Source organism: Leisingera sp. S132 (genome assembly GCF_025144465.1).
Taxonomy (GTDB): Bacteria; Pseudomonadota; Alphaproteobacteria; order Rhodobacterales; family Rhodobacteraceae; genus Leisingera.
Genome location: NZ_CP083558.1, coordinates 55,377 through 71,659 on the forward strand (window position 1 = coordinate 55,377; position 16,283 = coordinate 71,659).

Annotated in this window: 14 protein-coding genes; all 14 read right to left on the reverse strand. The window is 65.1% G+C overall.

The window, feature by feature from the left end:
- Positions 1-79: 79 nt before the first annotated feature.
- Positions 80-2,026, reverse strand: a complete 1,947-nt coding sequence (locus tag K3725_RS22020; RefSeq protein WP_260019078.1) for a serine/threonine-protein kinase — start codon at positions 2,024-2,026, stop codon at positions 80-82.
- The gene (locus K3725_RS22025; protein ID WP_260019079.1) at positions 2,004-2,384 is read right to left on the reverse strand and encodes a hypothetical protein; all 381 of its coding nucleotides are present in this window, start codon (positions 2,382-2,384) and stop codon (positions 2,004-2,006) included. Before K3725_RS22025 ends, K3725_RS22020 begins: the two co-directional genes overlap by 23 nt.
- Positions 2,385-2,643: 259 nt before the next feature.
- Positions 2,644-3,447: an IclR family transcriptional regulator gene (locus K3725_RS22030; RefSeq protein WP_260019080.1), complete on the reverse strand. Its 804-nt coding sequence runs from the start codon at positions 3,445-3,447 to the stop codon at positions 2,644-2,646.
- Between the two features lie 67 nt (positions 3,448-3,514).
- Entirely contained in the window at positions 3,515-4,855 is a 1,341-nt protein-coding gene (locus K3725_RS22035) for a TRAP transporter large permease (protein ID WP_260019081.1), read from the reverse strand.
- A gap of 41 nt (positions 4,856-4,896) precedes the next feature.
- Complete coding sequence (locus tag K3725_RS22040) at positions 4,897-5,394, reverse strand: TRAP transporter small permease (protein ID WP_260019082.1); 498 nt, start codon at positions 5,392-5,394, stop codon at positions 4,897-4,899.
- Between the two features lie 61 nt (positions 5,395-5,455).
- On the reverse strand, positions 5,456-6,526 hold the full coding sequence (locus tag K3725_RS22045) for a C4-dicarboxylate TRAP transporter substrate-binding protein (RefSeq protein WP_260019083.1): 1,071 nt from the start codon (positions 6,524-6,526) through the stop codon (positions 5,456-5,458).
- A 174-nt stretch (positions 6,527-6,700) separates the two neighbouring features.
- On the reverse strand, positions 6,701-8,221 hold the full coding sequence (locus K3725_RS22050) for a class I adenylate-forming enzyme family protein (protein ID WP_260019084.1): 1,521 nt from the start codon (positions 8,219-8,221) through the stop codon (positions 6,701-6,703).
- A gap of 23 nt (positions 8,222-8,244) precedes the next feature.
- The gene (locus K3725_RS22055) at positions 8,245-9,249 is read right to left on the reverse strand and encodes a nitronate monooxygenase family protein (protein ID WP_260019085.1); all 1,005 of its coding nucleotides are present in this window, start codon (positions 9,247-9,249) and stop codon (positions 8,245-8,247) included.
- 10 nt (positions 9,250-9,259) lie between these two features.
- On the reverse strand, positions 9,260-10,039 hold the full coding sequence (locus tag K3725_RS22060; protein WP_260019086.1) for an oxepin-CoA hydrolase, alternative type: 780 nt from the start codon (positions 10,037-10,039) through the stop codon (positions 9,260-9,262).
- Positions 10,036-10,461, reverse strand: a complete 426-nt coding sequence (locus tag K3725_RS22065) for a PaaI family thioesterase (RefSeq protein ID WP_260019087.1) — start codon at positions 10,459-10,461, stop codon at positions 10,036-10,038. The genes K3725_RS22060 and K3725_RS22065 overlap by 4 nt, the downstream gene beginning before the upstream one ends.
- Before the next feature lie 3 nt (positions 10,462-10,464).
- Entirely contained in the window at positions 10,465-11,595 is a 1,131-nt protein-coding gene (locus K3725_RS22070) for an acyl-CoA dehydrogenase family protein (RefSeq protein WP_260019088.1), read from the reverse strand.
- 14 nt (positions 11,596-11,609) lie between these two features.
- Positions 11,610-12,806, reverse strand: coding sequence for an acyl-CoA dehydrogenase family protein (locus tag K3725_RS22075; RefSeq protein WP_260019089.1), 1,197 nt, complete (start codon positions 12,804-12,806; stop codon positions 11,610-11,612).
- A 12-nt stretch (positions 12,807-12,818) separates the two neighbouring features.
- A complete protein-coding gene (locus tag K3725_RS22080) occupies positions 12,819-13,997 on the reverse strand; it encodes an acetyl-CoA C-acyltransferase (protein ID WP_260019090.1) in 1,179 nt (392 codons plus the stop codon).
- 11 nt (positions 13,998-14,008) lie between these two features.
- Complete coding sequence (locus tag K3725_RS22085) at positions 14,009-16,102, reverse strand: FAD-dependent oxidoreductase (protein ID WP_260019091.1); 2,094 nt, start codon at positions 16,100-16,102, stop codon at positions 14,009-14,011.
- Between the last annotated feature and the right edge of the window lie 181 nt (positions 16,103-16,283).

The window sequence follows — 16,283 nt, forward strand, 5'->3', positions numbered from 1 at the left end:
AGAGGCAGAGCTCTCCCGGGGACGGCCGCCGGTGGGGCTGACCGCCTGATGCTTGTGTTTGGGGAAAGGCTGGCGGGGGTTAGCTGTTTCCCGCCAGTTCCAGGCTGGCTGAGGCCGCGGCCCCGTCGCGCAGGATGTCAAAGGTTGCGGCGGCGGCGCCCTTGTCCTGCAGGGCCTGCAGGATCTCCGCCAGCGACTCGGCGCCGGTCAGAGCGGTGCCGGTTGCGGTTTCACGCAGCAGCACGTCGCCGGGCTGCAGATCCGCGGAGCCCTGGGCAGCCTGCTGGCTGACGGAGGTGACCCAGGCGCCGTCCTGCATCCGCGCCTCGAACTGCAGGCCGCTGTTCAGGCCGGTCCGGCGCACCACCGGAACTGCCAGCAGCCCCATTTCGAACCGCTTGTTTTCTGCATCCTTGTAGCGGATGGAGGCGCGGGTGTAGCCGTCCGGGTCGATCTGCATTGCGGTCAGCAGCTGCGATGCGAACGGCGAGCCCGCCGTCAGCGGCTGATTGTTGACCGTCAGGATTTCCACGCCCGGGGCAATCCAGCTGCCGGTCTTGCTGAGGTCGTTGTTCCCGCCGGTGCCGGTGATGGACACCACCTGCGCCTTGCGGACGGTCTGTTCCTCATACTCAAAGGGGATCGAGACATCCCACAGTGCATAGCTGACCTCGTGGCCCGCAAAGGGCGCGGGGGCCGCCGCCGGTGCCGGCTGCGCAGGCTCGGCAGCTGCCGCAGTTTCCTCAGGAACGTCTGCGGGGACCGGTTCTGCCGCCTGCGGAGCAGGTTCGGCAGGGGTTGCAGCTTCTGTTTCTGGCGCAGCTGCGACGCTGACCGCTTCCGCGGCCGCAGCAGGGGCCGGGTCAGCGGCTGCCGGGGCCGGATCCGCCGCCGGTTCCGCGATTGCCGCGGTTTCAACCGCCGCCGCGGGCTGCTCTGCCGCTGCATCCGCCTGGGTGTTGCCATAGTAGACGTAGCCAGCGGCGCCCAGACCGGCCAGAACCGCCAGAACGGAGACGGCCGGAAGGCGGCTGCGCTTCTTTTCCTCATGGGCCGGGGCTGCGGTGCTGTTGGCCGCCTGCGGCGCCGCTGCCGCGGGCTTCTTGCCGTCCAGCATCGCCAGCCATTCCTCAGCCGATTGCAGGCGCATGGAGGGCTTGGTGTTCATCGCCTTGTCGATGGCCTCCAGGAAGCCCTCGGCATAGCCGTCCACGGCACCGGCCAGCGGCTCATAGGGGTCCGGGCGCTGTTCGGCGATGGCGACCAGGCGGGCCTGGCCGTTCACCGGCGCCTCGCCGCGGATCACGTGGTAGAGGGAGGCTGCCAGCGCATAGAGATCGCTGAAGGGGCCCTGTTCGCTGCCGGCAATGTAGAATTCCTGCGGCGAGTAGCCGTCCTTGACGACCCGCAGCGCGGAATGCTTGCGGCCGTCTTCGCTGGTGTCTTCGCGGGCGGCGCCGAAATCGATCAGCACCGGCTCGCCCTCTGCGGTCAGCAGGATGTTGTCGGGGGAAATGTCGCGGTGCAGCAGGTTGGCGTCATGCACATACCCGATGGCGTCCAGCAGCTTGCGGGTCATGCTGGTGATCTGCTCCGGCGTCAGTGCGGTTTTCTGATCATCCAGGATGTCCTGCAGGTCGCGGCCGTCGACATAGTCGATTGCCATATAGGCGGTGTCGTTGTCCTCGAACACCTGATGCACGCCGACGATGTTGGGGTGCTTCAGCTTGGACAGGCTCTGGGCTTCGCGGATGAAGTGGCGGATGATCGACTTCAGCTCGCTCTGATGCGCCCGGGACCGGGCACTGACCAGCGCGTTGGTCCGGCGGCAGAAAGCATCCGCAAAGCATTCCTTGATCACCACCGTCCGGTCCAGGCTGTCCTTGGCAAGATAGGTGATGCCGAAGCCGCCGTTGTTCAGAAAGCGCGTGATGGTGTACTGGCCGTGGAGCAGAGTCGTGCCCGGCTGCAGATCATCCTGTTGATCCGCGTCAACTGAAGTCTCAACAAGCGAATTGAGTGCCATTTTGTTGCTCCCGTCTCAATGTTGTCTGGCCGCTGCGTCTGCTGCTGCCCGCTTCTTGCGTTAATTCTTTGTTAAGCTGATCTGTTGAGAAACCGGCAACAATAAGGCGCAAAGAGGGAATATTGGCGGAGCGGGATTTTCCCGGCGTTTCAACCGGGCCGGGAACCGCGGAATTCGCAAAGGCCGCAGTATTTTTCGCGCGTTTTCTCAATGTCTTACCCAGGAAAGCGGCGGCGGGCCTGTGGATTGCCTGTGCTGCGGGAGTGAAACGCCATTTCAGCGCGGCGGGGCTGGACAGCTGCGTTTTCCGGCCGGAATCGGGCTGTGCTGCCCCTGGAATCGGCCCGCCAATCTGCAATCCGGCCCGCTTGTGAAGTAAAAAACCACGCTTTGGTTAACGCTTTCGCAACAATATCCGGCAGGCAGGCGGGCCGCCGCTGCCGCCAAACCCGGCACAGCGGGAGGCCGGCAGGCAAGACAACGCAGACGGGTGCCGGGGCAAAAGCAACATAAACTCTGTTACACGCGCCCGATCATGCGCAGGAGACGCTCCAGTGGTCAGCATGCCATGCGTTGCGCCGCCCGCCGGATATCAGCGGCCAGGTACCCAAGGCCCGCTATTCATTCATCACCAGCGCCGATTGCTGACCTGTCATCCGGCGGACCTCAGACACGGCCTCGGCAAGGGCTGGTCCGACCTCGTCAAAGATGCGCTGATCCGTCAGCAGTTTTGAGGTCGAGCTTGCCAGAAATGCCACCGGCTCCCCCAGATCGGACGGGCGGTATGGCACCGCGGCGGCGTTGATGGTCTCGGAAAACCGGTTTCCGCCCCGCACCTGAGTGTAGCCGTCAGCCAGGATCTCGTCGTGCGCCGCAAGCCGGATTGCCGCCAGCTCGGCCAGCAATTCTTCCGGCGCATCGCCTTGGCTCTCAAGGAAGCGGGCAAATTCCGCATCGCTGAGCGCCCCCAGATAGGCCTTGCCGCTGGAGGACGTATGCAGAGGCATCCGGTAGCCCACGTCCAGCCAGATCGCGGAGGAGTTCACCGGCCGCCAGGCCTTGGTCATCAGCATCCGCTGGTCATCCTTGATGCTGATCGCGGTCAAGGTGCCGGTTGCATCTGCCAGCCGCTGCATGACCGGCGAGGCAATCTCGACAAAGGCAAAGGACGCGGCCGCGATGTTCCCCAGTGCCAGCGCCGCCGGGCCGAGCCGGTATTTGTCGTGCCGCCGCCCATGGGTCAGGTATCCCAGCGCGCACAGGGTAAATGTCAGCCGGGACACCGTCGGGCGCGGAATGCCGGTGCGCTCCGAGATTTCGAGATTGCCCAGGCCGTCATCCGTCGGGCGGAAGGCCCGCAGGATTGTAAGGCCCCGCGCCAGTGTGTTTGCAAATCTCTTGTCCGATGAATCGGCTGGCATGGTGTTTCCTGTATCTATGCGGGCGTCTGGCCTGCGCGGGGCATCCGCTGTTCGCTCTGTCCCGATATTACTGAACCGCATTTGACAGCACCAGAGAGATCGGCGGGAAAGCCACCAGCAGCAGCAGCACAATCACGTCGATGCTGAGGAACCGCCAGATACCGGAAAAGACCATGCCGACAGGCGCGTCTTTTCCGACGACATTGGAAAGGACAAAAACGTTCAACCCCACAGGCGGCGTTATCAGGCCGATTTCCAGCAGTTTCACCACAACGACACCGAACCAGATCAGGTTCAGCCCGTAGGATTCCACCAGCGGCACCACCAGCGGCAAGGTCAGAACCATGATCCCGATCGGATCCAGAAACATGCCCAGCACCAGATAGACCACGCAGATGGCAAACAGCAGCGTCGCGGTCGAGAATTCAGCCTGCGAAACCCAGTCCACCAGCGCCGGGGCCATGCCTGTCAAGGCGATGGCCGCAACAAATATCTTGGCCCCCGCGGCAACAAAGAAGATCGCAGCGGTCTGCACGCAGGTTTCCCGGACCGCCAGCCAGATGCCTGCCAGGTCAAGCCGCCGCTGCAAGACGCCGATCAGCACAGTCAGAACAACGCTCACCGCTGCGGCCGCCGTGGCAGTAAAATAGCCGCCGTAAATCCCGATCACGATCACCGCAAAGATCACGGCTGCGGGCCATGCTCTTTGGAACGCGGCCAGCTTTTCGGCGAAACTGGCCGCCTCGCCGCGGGCCGGGACCGCCGCCGGGTCCGCCCTGATCCACATCGCTATGACCAGGACAAAACCTGCCAGCGTCAGCAGCCCCGGCAGAATGCCGGCAATGAACAGCTTGTTCACCGAGGTCTCGGTGAAGATTGCATAGATGATGAACAGGATGCTCGGAGGGATCAGCGAGCCAAGTGTGCCCCCGGCAGCGACGCTGGCGGTTGCCAGCCTTGGGTCATAGCCAAGCCGCAGCATTTCCGGGGTGCAGATTTTGCCCATGGTCGACGCACAGGCCAGGCTGGAGCCGGTAATGGCGGAGAACCCGCCGCAGCCCATCACGGAGGCCACCGCAATCCCGCCGCGCAGGCGCAGCAGCCAGACCTTGGCGGCGTCATAGACCGCTGTGGTGATCCCGGCCCGGTAGGCGATGTTTCCCAGCGCAATGAACAGCGGGATCATCGACAGGTCGAAGGAATGCAGCAGATCGAAGGAGTTGTTGAAAACCAGCGACGAGGTCGCCCGGAAAGCCCGTTCCGGCAGGAAGGTGCCCGTGCGGAACGCAAAGATTGTAAAGGCCGCCAGCGTCGCCACGCCGATCAGGGCAAAGGCAATCGGCACACGAATGGCCAGAAGCACGAGCATAACGGCAAAGGCCACAAGGCCGATCAGGGCAGGATCCACGGACAGTCTCCTCGGCAGGTCTATTGAATGTCAGATCGGTGTCAGGTCTTGTGCAGCGCGATCACGCCGCCGCGCAGCAAGGTCAGCGCGTCGCCGGCAGCCATCACCGCAAGCCGCAGCCATCCCAGCGCAATCCCGATGGTAAAGGCCAGCCGGCCCGGCCACTGCGGCAGGTTCAGATCGCCGTAAAACACGCTGCCGGTCTGCCACTGATGCAGGAATTCCCGGCCGCCGGAATACAGGATCGGCGTCAGCGCCAAGAGGCCGAACAGGGTACCGGACACCGTCAGCCAGCCGGTCACGCGCGGCGGCAGAAGATTGGTCAGAAACTCCACCGCAATATGCGCCCGCTGCGCGGTTGCGGCGGCCAGGGGCATCACGATCGCCAGGACCATCAGCTCGCGCACGATGACAATCGTGTCCGGCACCGAACTGCTGAACAGGTTCAGCGCCACGACATCGGCAAAGATCAGCAGCGCCAGCAGAATGATGGCCGCCGCCGAGATATCCACAAAAACCCGCTCCAGCCTGTGCAGCATCTTGTCCTCCCTAGGATTTGCCAGGCGGCGCTGCCGCCGCCCGGCCTCTGCTTCGCACAGATCAGTTGCTGCGCGTCCAGGGATACCCCTTGGCTTCAAACTCGGCGGTGAATTCAGCCACCGCCGCGGTATAGGTTGCCATCAGCTGATCCGCATCCAGACCGACGCTGCGGGCGTTTTCCATCCAGTCCGCAATAAAGGGTTCCGCCGCCGCATTCAGTGCTGCCTTGTCGGCCTCGCTCAGCTCGATGACCTCGATCTTGCGGGTGGTCTCGCCTGCGGTCATCGCCTTCATCGCCTTGCTGTTGGCCCCGGTCACGATCTTGGCGAACTGGTCCGCCAGTTCCTCACCCGCCTGCATCAGCACCTGCTGCTGGCCAGTCTCCAGGCTGTCATAGACCTGCTTGTTCATGAACATGCCATAACCGCCGATCTGCCCCCAGTTCAGGACAGTATAGCTGTCGATCACCTCGTCCCACTTCAGGGAGGGAACGATGTAGTCATAGCCCTGGCTGCAGTCGATCAGCCCGGTGTCCAGCCCCTGATAGGCCTCATAGACTGACAGGTTCACACGGGTTGCGCCCATTTCGCCGAACACCTTGCCGTAAACGCCCGCACCGCGGACCTTCTTGCCTTTGATGTCCTCAACCGAGCGGATCGGCTCTCCGGCGCAGGCGACATTGACGGCCGAGGCCGTGAAGGTGCCGATATAGACCAGGTTCTGGCTGGCCAGATGCTCGGTGATCTGGGGTTCTGACCGCATCAGACGGTCCGCTGCCCGCATGGCCACCCAGGCATTCGGCCCGCCGATGGGGAAGTCCGCAAGCGAATAGGCTGCCATTTCCTTCTGGAAATAGGCTGCAATGATCGAGCCTGCATCCGCCACCCCGTCGCTGATCCCCTGCACCGCAGCGCTTGCCTTGAACAGCGCGCCGCCCCATTGGACGTCCAGCCGCAGATCGCCGTCCGACAGCTCGCCGATACGGGTGTTGAACCATTTCAGCGCAGCAGGGACGGTGCCCCTGTCCGGGCCGCTGTGGCCGTAGTAAATCACGGTCTCCGCAGAGACCGCCGTCGCACCAAGGCTGGCCGCAAGGGTCAGCCCTCCCAGAAAATTCTTGATCTTTCCCATGACTGGCATCTCCTCCTCGAAAGCCATCGCAAGTTTTACTATGTGGAATTTTAAGCTTCTGTCTAGAATTTTATTCCACATATTGGAATTTTGGAGCATCTGCCCGCTTGCGGCCCTCAGCCAGCAGGACTGGCGCAGGTGCGTCGCTGCAGGCGGGGCAGCTGGCGCAGCAGATCAGACGCCGTCCGCCAGTTCGCTGGCAAAGGTCTCGATCAGCTTCGCTTTCAGGATCTTGCCGGTCGGCGCGGCAGGCAGCGCGGCGGCCACGATGATGCGTGCCGGCCGCTTGTAGGGGGCAAGCCGGTCCTGCAGGAAGGCTTTCAGCTCCGCCTCTTTCACGCTGCTGCCGGTGGCGGCGCTGACAAAGGCCAGAACCTCCTCGTTCCCTTCAACGCTGCGCCCCACCACGCTGGCCACCACCACCTCCGGATGCTCGGTCAGCGCCGCCTCGATCTCCACCGGATAAACATTGAAGCCGGAGCGGATGATCAGCTCCTTGGTGCGCCCGGCAATATGCAGCCGCCCTTCATCGTCAAAGCGGCCCAGGTCGCCGGTGCGGAACAACCCGTCCTGCGTCAGCGCTGCCGCCGTTTGCACCGGATCGCGGAAATAGCCCTTCATGATCTGCGGCCCCCCCACAAGGATCTCGCCGATGCCCGCCTCAGGGGTGGCGCCCGGCGCGTCCAGGTCCAGTTCAAGGGTGCAGCCGCCCATTGGCAGTCCGACGCTGATGTCAGGGTCGCCGAAGGCGTTGCGGGTTGCACAGACGCCCGCGGTGCCCTCAGTCAGCCCATAGCCGTTTTGCAGCGGCAGGCCATAGAATGCCTCCGCCTCGCGTTTCCAGGCCGGATCCAGGGGCGCACCGCCCGAGGAGACAAACCGCAGTTTGCCCGCATCATAGCGCGGCTTGCCGTGGGCGCGGGCATAGTTGAACAGATGCGCATGCATCTGCGGCACCGCGGGCAGCAGGGTCACATCCTCCTGCAATGCCTGGTACAGACGCTCTGCCGAGAATTGCGCCTCCATCCGCATCGCCGATTGCGCCAGGGTGACGGACAGCATGGTGACCAGCCCGAAAATATGGCTGAGCGGCAGCGCCAGATAGGTCACATCCGAAGTTTGAATGCCCCGCACCTCGGCTGAGGCCGCCGCCCCTGCAAGCAGATTGGCATGGGTCAGCATCGCGGCCTTGGGGGTGCCGGTTGTGCCCGAGGTATAAAGCAGAAGGGAGACCTGTTCGCGCCCGTCCTCCGACACAGGTTCCGGCGTGGCGCCAGCGCGCGGCATCAGGGCCGCCGCGCCGAAGGCGCCCTGCACGTCCCGGGCACCGTAGTGATCCGCGTGGGCACGGGCCGCCGCGGATGCGGCCGCCGTGAACATGACGGCACTGGGATCGGAATGGGCAAGGATCCGGTCCAGTTCCGCCGTGGTGAGCCGCGCATTGATGGCAACCGCGGATGCATCCAGCAGGCTTGCGCCATAGAAGAATGCAATCACCTCGGTGCAGTTTTCAAACACCAGAACCACCCGGTCGCCGGGCCGCACGCCTGCGGCCCTCAGCTGCTCCGCCGCGGCGGACGCCGCTTGGGACATGCCGCTCCAGGTCAGCCGGCGGCCATCCTGGTCCATCAGCGCCAAGGCGTCGGGGCGGGCTTCGGCGGCTGCCTGCAGCAGCCCGTGTACGCGGTTATGCATGTCTTTCCTCCTCCCTTGCGGCGTTACGCCGCCAGGCCCAGCCGCCTGAATGCCGCCAGCGCCTCGGCCTCAAGCCGGGCGGTGATTTCGGCAAAGGGCTCCACCTTGTCGACGAACCCGAGCGCATGGCCCGCCGACAGCAGCCCGCGGGAGACATCGCCCGTGGCATAGGCCTGGCGCCCGATCTTGCCGGACACATGCTTCAGCAGCTCCTGAATGCCGATCTCCGGATTGTCGCGCTCCAGCCTGGCAACCGTTTCGGTGGTCTGGTTGCGCAGGCTGCGCACGGTGTTGCGCACCGAGTGCATCGTCAGCTGCGTGTCCAGCTCGCTGGCATTCACCATCGCCTGCTTGTAGTCCGGATGCGCGGTCAGCTCGCTGGCAACCAGGAACCGGGTGCCCATCACCACGCCCGCCGCACCCATGACCAGCGCGGCCATGATCTGCTTGCCGTGCCCGATGCCGCCGCCGATGAGCCAGGGGATGGTCAGCCGGTCCCCGGCCAGGCCTGCGTTGACCATGCTGCCAATCATGTCCATGCCGGGATGGCCGCCGCATTCGGCGCCGACAATCGACACCATATCAACCCCCACCTGCTCCGCCTTCACCGCGTAGCGCAGGCTGGGCACCTTATGCAGCACGGTGATCCCCGCATCCTTGAGAATGGGCATGAACGCCTCGGGGCTGCGGCCGGAGGTTTCGGCAAACTGCACGCCTTCGTCCGCGATCAGACGGAACACCTCTTCGGTCTTTTCGCCCGGCACCAGCTTGGGGATCATCGAGACATTGACCCCGAAAGCCTTGCCCTCGCACATCTCGCGGCAGCGGCGGATCTCGGCGCGCAGATCGTCCATTTCGGGAAAACTGGCGGCGGTGATGAACGAGACAATCCCCGCCCGCGCCGCAGCCGAGACATATTCGGCATTGGCCAGCCATTGCAGGCCGCCCGCCACAACCGGCAGCCGGGTGCCATAGGTCCGGGTCACGGCCGTGTCGAAAATCGCCGGAAGCGCAGAAGTGTGCATCATGTCGGTCTCCTTACCGGAATACTGGGGAGGTCTTGCTGAGAAAGGCGCCGATGCCCGCCTGGGCTTCGTCACCGCCAAGGGCCTGCGCCATGGCATCGCGTTCATGGGTCATCTGGTCTTCGAAACTGGCGGTCTCGGCCTGGTTGAGCAGCGCCTTGATGCCGGCAATTGCCTGTTCGGGGCCGCGGGCCACCGCATCGGCCAGCGCTTCGGCCTGTGCCAGGGTGCGGCCCTTGGGTGAGAGCTCCGTCACCGCCCCCAGCTGGTGCATCCGCTCCGCGCTGAGCGGTTCTGCCAGCATCGCCATCCGTGCCACGGTCGCCCGCGGCAGCGCCTGCGTCAGCGTGTAGGTGGCGCCGCCATCCGGCACCAGTCCCGCCTTGACGTAGGCCAGGGTGAACTTTGCCCCCTCTTCCGCGACGATCATGTCCGCCGCCATTGCCAGGGACAGCCCAGCCCCGGCCGCGCCGCCTTCGACCGCTGCAATCACGGGCTTGGGGCAGTCCCGGACCGCACGGATCAAGGCGTTCAGCTTGCCGATCTGCACCTGCCGCTCCTCAAAGGGCAACTCCCGGCGTTCCTTCAGCATGTTCAGATTGCCGCCGGAGCAGAAGAACCCGCCCTCCCCCGCCAGGATCACCGCCGCAATCGCAGGGTCCCGCGCCGCCCGCGCCAGACCGTCCTGCAAGCCGTGGTAGTATTCATACGACAGCGCATTGCGCATGCCTGTGTTGCAGTTCCAGATAACCAGGGTCCCGCCGCGGACCTCGTGCCGGTAAAGCGCGCTCATGCCGCATCCTCTGCTGCTGTTCCGCGCACCCGCTTGAAAACGCCGGTGGAGGCCGCAATCAGCCGCCCCGTCCCGTCCCGCAGGCCGCAAGAGACAAATTTGGTTGCGCTGCCGCCGCCGGTGATCTGCCCGGACGCCCGCACGCGGCCAGACCGGGCCACCGCCATGTAACTGACGTTCAGCGACAGGGTGGCAAAGGGAGTGATGCCCTGCGGATCACAGGACAGGCTGGCGGTGATCCCGCTGGCCGTGTCCAGCAGCGTCGCCGCAACCCCGCCATGCAAGCCGCCCTGGCGGTTCAGGTGCAGGCTGGTGATCTCCAGCACGCAATGCGCCTCAACCGCCTCCGGGTCGAGTTCGATGCCGTATCCCATCGCCTCAAACAGCGGGATCAGGGGCCTGCCGGGACGGACCAGCGGCATAGCTCACCCTGCCTTCAGCGCGATGAAGCGCTCCAGATGGTAGTCCGTGTCGCCGAACAGATGGTCGATCATCGTCAGCCGGCGGGCAAAATGGGACAGCGCGTATTCATCGGTCATGCCGATGCCGCCATGCATCTGGATGCATTCCTCGGCCACCAGCGCCCCGGCCCGTCCAATCAGGTTCTTGGCAGCGCTGGCATGGATTTCGCGCAACCCACGCGGCTGATCCAGATTGCCCGCCAGGTTGATCACGGCGGAACGCGCCTGCTCCACCTCGATCAGCATATCCGCCATCCGGTGCTGCAGCGCCTGAAACTTGCCGATCGGCAGACCGAACTGCTTGCGCTCCTTCAGATAGCTGATGGTCAGATCCTTGGCGGCCTCCATCGCCCCCAGCGCCTCGGCGCAAAGGGCTGCCAGGCCGCGGGCAACGGTGGCTTCCAGCGCCTCCAGCCCGCCGCCGGCCGCGCCCAGCCGCGCCGTCTCTGCCAGCCTCACCCCGTCCAGCGCAACCGTTGCTGACGGTATGCCGTCCATATTGCGGTGGCCGCTGACGGTCACGCCCGGCGAGTTCACCGGCACCAGAAACAACGAAATGCCTGCCGCATCCGCTGCCGCGCCGGCCTCCCGTGCCGACACCACAAGGGTCTGCGCCTCGGCGCCGTACAGCACATGGGTCTTGATGCCGTTCAGAACGATGGCATCGCCTTCGGCTGCCGCCGTGGTTTCCACGTGGTTCAGGTCATAACGCGATCCGGCTTCGCCCTGGGCCAGCGCCGACAGATGGGTTCCGGCAATGATCTCATCCGCCAGTCCGCGCTGGCGGCCATTGCCGGAGGCGGCTATCAGCCCGCCCGCCAGCACTGCCGGCAGCACCGGTTCGATCACCCCGGCGCGGCCCAGCTCTTCGAACACAACCATCAGATCAAAGCCTTCGCCGCCGAAACCGCCCTGATCCTCGCGGAACATGGCGCCCAGCACGCCCAGTTCGGCCAGCCCGGCATAGATCCCGGTATCATAGGGTTTACCCGCCGCAATCAGCGCCCGCCGGTTCTCATGCGCGTATTTGTCCGCCAGAAACCGCCGCAGCGTATCGCGCAGCATCATCCGTTCTTCGGTCAGATTGAAATCCATGTCGCCTGCCCCCGTTACAGCCCCAGAATGGCCTTGGTGATGATGGTGCGCTGCACCTCGTTCGAACCGCCAAAGATCGACAGCTTGCGCATGTTGAAATATGAGGGCGCCGCCGCCGCCGCGTGGTCCGGGCCAAGCGCTTCGGCATTGCTGCCGCCATCCAGAAAGTCTGGCTGGAACGGCAGCGCGTCCGGCCCCATCGCCCGGCGCAGCAGTGACGTCAGCTCCTGCCGGATCACCGTGCCCTTGACCTTCAGCATCGAGCTTTCGGCGCCGGGCGCCTGCCCTTTGGCCGCTGCCGAGACAACCCGCAGATTGGTGGTCGCCATCGCCATCAGGTCGATCTCCGCCTGCGCCATGCGGGCCGCAAAATGCGGGTTCTCCGCCAGCGGCCGCCCGCCGGACGTCACCCGGGCCGCAACATGTTTCAGGGTGGTCAAAAGCGCCGTGGAAAACCCCACGCCTGCGATGTTGGTCCGCTCATGGGTCAGCAGATACTTGGCGTAGGTCCAGCCCTTGTTCTCTTCGCCCACCAGGTTCTCCGCAGGCACCCGGACGTTGTCAAAGAACACCTCGTTCACCTCCGGCTCGCCATCAATCAGCACGATGGGGCGGACCGTGACTCCGGGCGTATTCATGTCGATCAGCAGAAAGGAGATGCCTTCCTGTTTCTTGGCATCCGGATCCGTCCGCACCAGGCAGAAAATCCAGTTCGCGTGCTGGCCCAGCGTGGTCCAGGTTTTCTGGCCGTTGACCACATAATGACCGCCGTCGCGCACCGCGCGGGTCTTGACCGCCGCCAGATCGGACCCGGCGCCCGGCTCGGAATAGCCCTGACACCACCAGTCCTGCCCGTTCAGGATGCGCGGCAGAAAGCGCTGGCGCTGCTCTTCAGATCCAAACGCCAGCAGCACCGGCGCCAGCATCGACAGGCCAAAGGGCAGGCTGCGCGGGGCATGGGCCAGACAAGCCTCTTCTTCAAAGATATGGCGCTGCACCGCGTTCCACTCGCAGCCGCCATAGGCCCGCGGCCAGTTCGGCGCCAGCCAGCCGCGCGCATTCAGCAGGCTGTGCCACAGTTCCACGTCCGCCTTGGCCAGCCGCTTGCCCAGCCGCACCTTTTCGCGCAGCTCATGCGGCAGGGTTTCCTTCAGCCACTGGCGGACCTCCGTCCGGAACGCCTGTTCTTCCCTGGTGTAATTCAGATCCATCGCACAGGCCCCTCAGAAGATTTCAAACAGGCCGGCCGCACCCATGCCGCCGCCGATGCACATGGTGACAACGCCCAGCCTGGCGCCGCGCCGCCGCCCTTCCAGCAGCAAGTGCCCGGTCATCCGCGCGCCGGTCATGCCGAACGGGTGGCCGATCGAGATCGAACCGCCGTTGACGTTGCAGATCTCCGGGTCGATCCCCAGCCGGTCGCGGCAGTACAGCGCCTGCGAGGCGAAGGCCTCGTTCAGCTCCCACAGATCAATGTCGCTGACCGTCAGCCCGTGCCGCTGCAACAGGCGCGGCACCGCATAGACCGGGCCGATGCCCATTTCATCCGGCTCGCAGCCTGCCACCGCAAAGCCCTTGAACGCGCCCAGAGGCTCGGCGCCTTCCCGTTCGGCCGCCGCGCTGTCCATCAGCACCAGCGCCGCCGCCCCGTCGCTCAGCTGCGAGGCATTGCCGGCGGTGACGAAATGCCCCTCCCCCTGCACCGGGGCCAGCCCGGCCAGCCCCTCCAGCGTGGTGTTCGGCCGGTTGCAGTCGTCCATGACAAAACTCACCTCCTTGCGGGTGATCCCGCCGGTTTCCTTGTCCTTGAAGGCCTGGGTCACGGTGATGGGCACGATCTCGTCGTCCAGACGCCCCGCAGCCTGCGCCGCTGCCGTGCGCTGCTGGCTGCTGAGCGCCAGCTCATCCTGCGCCTCGCGGCTGATGCCATAGCGTTCGGCGACAATATCCGCCGTCTGGATCATCGGCAGATACAGCTCCGGCTTGTTCTCCAGGATCCAGGCCTCCCGCGCCTGCGGCGGGCGTGCGGGCGGCATCTGGCTGATGCTTTCCACCCCTGCCCCGATCGCGGCCGGCGCGCCCTCCATCACGATCGCATGCGCCGCCATCGCAACCGCCTGCAGCCCGGAAGAGCAGAAGCGGTTCACCGTGGCCGCGGAAACGGACACCGGCAGCCCTGCGCGGATCACCGACTGGCGGGCAATGTTGGACCCGGTCCAGCCTTCTGGATAGCCGCAGCCGACCAGCGCGTCCTCGATCAGGTCCGGCGCGATGCCGGCCCGCTGCACCGCGTGGCTGATGGCATGGCCTGCCATGGTTGCCCCATGGGTTTCATTGAAGGCGCCGCGGTAGGATTTGGCCAGACCGGTGCGCGCGGTGGAGACGATGACCGCCTGTTTCATTGCAAACTCCTTCAGGTGTTGAGGCTGGCAAAACTCCGGCCTTCGGCGGCCAGGCGTTCCAGCAGCGGCGCAGGCTGCCAGAGCAGGGGATCTTCCTCGTGGAAACGGCAGATATCCTGCAGGATGCTGTCCAGCCCGATAGCATCGGCATAATGCATCGGCCCGCCGCGCCAGCGCGGAAACCCGTAGCCGTTCAGCAGGGTCACATCCACATCAAGCGGCCGCAGCGCGATACCGTCCCCGACCACGCGCGCCGCCTCGTTCACCATAGCTGCCATGTAGCGGCGGATGATCTCATCTTCGCCGATGCTGCGGGGCGTGATGCCCTTGGCAGCCCGTTCCGCCGCGATGATCTCTTCCACCTCGGGGTCGGGACGGGGGCTGCCGGCACCGTCCTCGTAGATATAGAACCCGCGCCCGGTCTTGCGCCCGAACCGGCCCAACTCGCACAGCCGGTCGGCAAATTCCGGGTAGGTCTCCCCCGGGTCACGCGCCGGCGCCAGGCGCTTGCGGTTGGCCCAGCCGATGTCCAGCCCCGCCAGATCGCCGACTGCAAACGGCCCCATCGCCAGGCCAAAGCCGGTCAGCGCTTCGTCCACCGCATAGGGGCTCGCCCCTGCCAGCACCATGCCGTAGACCGCCTTGCTGTAATGCGACAGGATCCGGTTGCCGATGAACCCGTCGCAGACGCCTGCGCGCACCGCCACTTTCTTCAGCCGCTTGGCCAGCGCAAAACCCGTCGCCACAGCGTCCGGGGCAGTTTCAGCCCCCACCACAACTTCCAGCAGCCGCATCACATGGGCCGGCGAGAAGAAATGCAACCCGATCACATCCTGCGGGCGGCTGGTCATCGCCGCAATCCGGTTCAGATCCAGGTACGAGGTGTTCGACGCCAGAATGGCCCCGGGCTTGCAAACCTCATCAAGCCGGGAAAACACGTCCTTCTTGACGTCCATGCTTTCAAACACCGCTTCGATCACCAGATCCGCCTGCGCGAAGTCTTCGTACGCAGTGGTGCAGCGGAAAGCTCCGGCAAGCAGGGCATCGCGCTGCGGCGCGGACAGCTTGCCGCGTGTCACAGCACTCTCCAGCATCTTCGCGACGCTGGCCGCGGCCCGTGCCGCCGCCGCCTCGTCGCGTTCAAGCAGGGTCACGTCCAGGCCGCTAAGCAATGCGCTGACGGCTATCCCCGCTCCCATTGTGCCGCCGCCGGCAACACCCATACGGCTGATTTCACGCGGCGCGGCCCGTTCGGCATCCGGCAGCTTTCCCGCCTGCCGCTCGGCAAAGAAGGCATGGATCAGGGCCTTGCTCTGACCGGAAGCCATCAGGTCCTGAAACAGCGCGCGCTCTGTTTTCAGCCCTTCGGCAAAGGGCAAGGACATTGCCGCCTCCAGCGCATCCAGGCAGGCCATCGGCGCAACGGCCCCGCGTGCAGCCTTGGCTGTTCCGGCCCTCAAGGCCGCCAGATCCGCGGGCTTCAGCCGATTGCACGGCAGGCTGGCGGACGGGCGCGGCCCCTTGCCCCCCGCGATCAGGTCCCGTGCAAAGACAACACCTTCGGCGCAGGCATCGGTGCTGTCCGCGATCCTGTCGATTAATCCCATCGAGAGCGCCGCACCGGCATCAACCGGCTTGCCGCCGGTGATCATCCGGGCCGCATCCGCCGCCGGGATCAGCCGCGGCAGGCGCTGCGTGCCGCCTGCGCCGGGCAGCAGCCCCAGCGTTACCTCCGGAAGGCCAAAGCGGGTTCCCTTCACCGCAACCCGGTAGTGCGCGCCCAGGGCAACCTCCAGCCCGCCGCCAAGCGCGTTCCCGTGCATCGCGGCCACGACCGGCACAGGCGCCGCTTCGATTTCATTTATGAGGTCCGGTAGAACCGGCGCCTGGGGCGGGGCGCCGAATTCCCGGATGTCCGCCCCGGCAAAGAAGCTGCGGCCCGCGCAGCAGATAACCACCGCCCGGGTCTGCGCGCTGTTCAGTGCCTTGCGCAAGCAGTCCTGCAAGCCCGCGCGCACCGCGTGCGAAAGAGCATTCACCGGCGGGTTCTCCACCGTCACAACAGCAATGCCGTCATCCATTGCCAGATTGACCAGGTTCTCCATTTGCCCCCGCACGTTGCTCTCAGAAACTCTTGCTTCTGTTTTGCTAACCGCTCCAATCTCTAATTTCAATATGTAAAATTACATTCCTCTTTGTAGAATTAACCTCATCGAGGCAACGGCTCACCCGCAAGGCCCCGCGGACCGCGGCCAAGCAGCAAAGGACCGCCGGACGGCGGCAGGC

Coding starts and splice junctions, on each gene's coding strand:
- K3725_RS22020 (WP_260019078.1), bottom strand. CDS start 2,026: ATGGCACTCAATTCGCTTGTTGAGACTTCAGTTGACGCGGATCAACAG.
- K3725_RS22030 (WP_260019080.1), bottom strand. CDS start 3,447: ATGCCAGCCGATTCATCGGACAAGAGATTTGCAAACACACTGGCGCGG.
- K3725_RS22040 (WP_260019082.1), bottom strand. CDS start 5,394: ATGCTGCACAGGCTGGAGCGGGTTTTTGTGGATATCTCGGCGGCGGCC.
- K3725_RS22045 (WP_260019083.1), bottom strand. CDS start 6,526: ATGGGAAAGATCAAGAATTTTCTGGGAGGGCTGACCCTTGCGGCCAGC.
- K3725_RS22050 (WP_260019084.1), bottom strand. CDS start 8,221: ATGCATAACCGCGTACACGGGCTGCTGCAGGCAGCCGCCGAAGCCCGC.
- K3725_RS22055 (WP_260019085.1), bottom strand. CDS start 9,249: ATGATGCACACTTCTGCGCTTCCGGCGATTTTCGACACGGCCGTGACC.
- K3725_RS22060 (WP_260019086.1), bottom strand. CDS start 10,039: ATGAGCGCGCTTTACCGGCACGAGGTCCGCGGCGGGACCCTGGTTATC.
- K3725_RS22065 (WP_260019087.1), bottom strand. CDS start 10,461: ATGCCGCTGGTCCGTCCCGGCAGGCCCCTGATCCCGCTGTTTGAGGCG.
- K3725_RS22070 (WP_260019088.1), bottom strand. CDS start 11,595: ATGGATTTCAATCTGACCGAAGAACGGATGATGCTGCGCGATACGCTG.
- K3725_RS22075 (WP_260019089.1), bottom strand. CDS start 12,806: ATGGATCTGAATTACACCAGGGAAGAACAGGCGTTCCGGACGGAGGTC.
- K3725_RS22080 (WP_260019090.1), bottom strand. CDS start 13,997: ATGAAACAGGCGGTCATCGTCTCCACCGCGCGCACCGGTCTGGCCAAA.
- K3725_RS22085 (WP_260019091.1), bottom strand. CDS start 16,102: ATGGAGAACCTGGTCAATCTGGCAATGGATGACGGCATTGCTGTTGTG.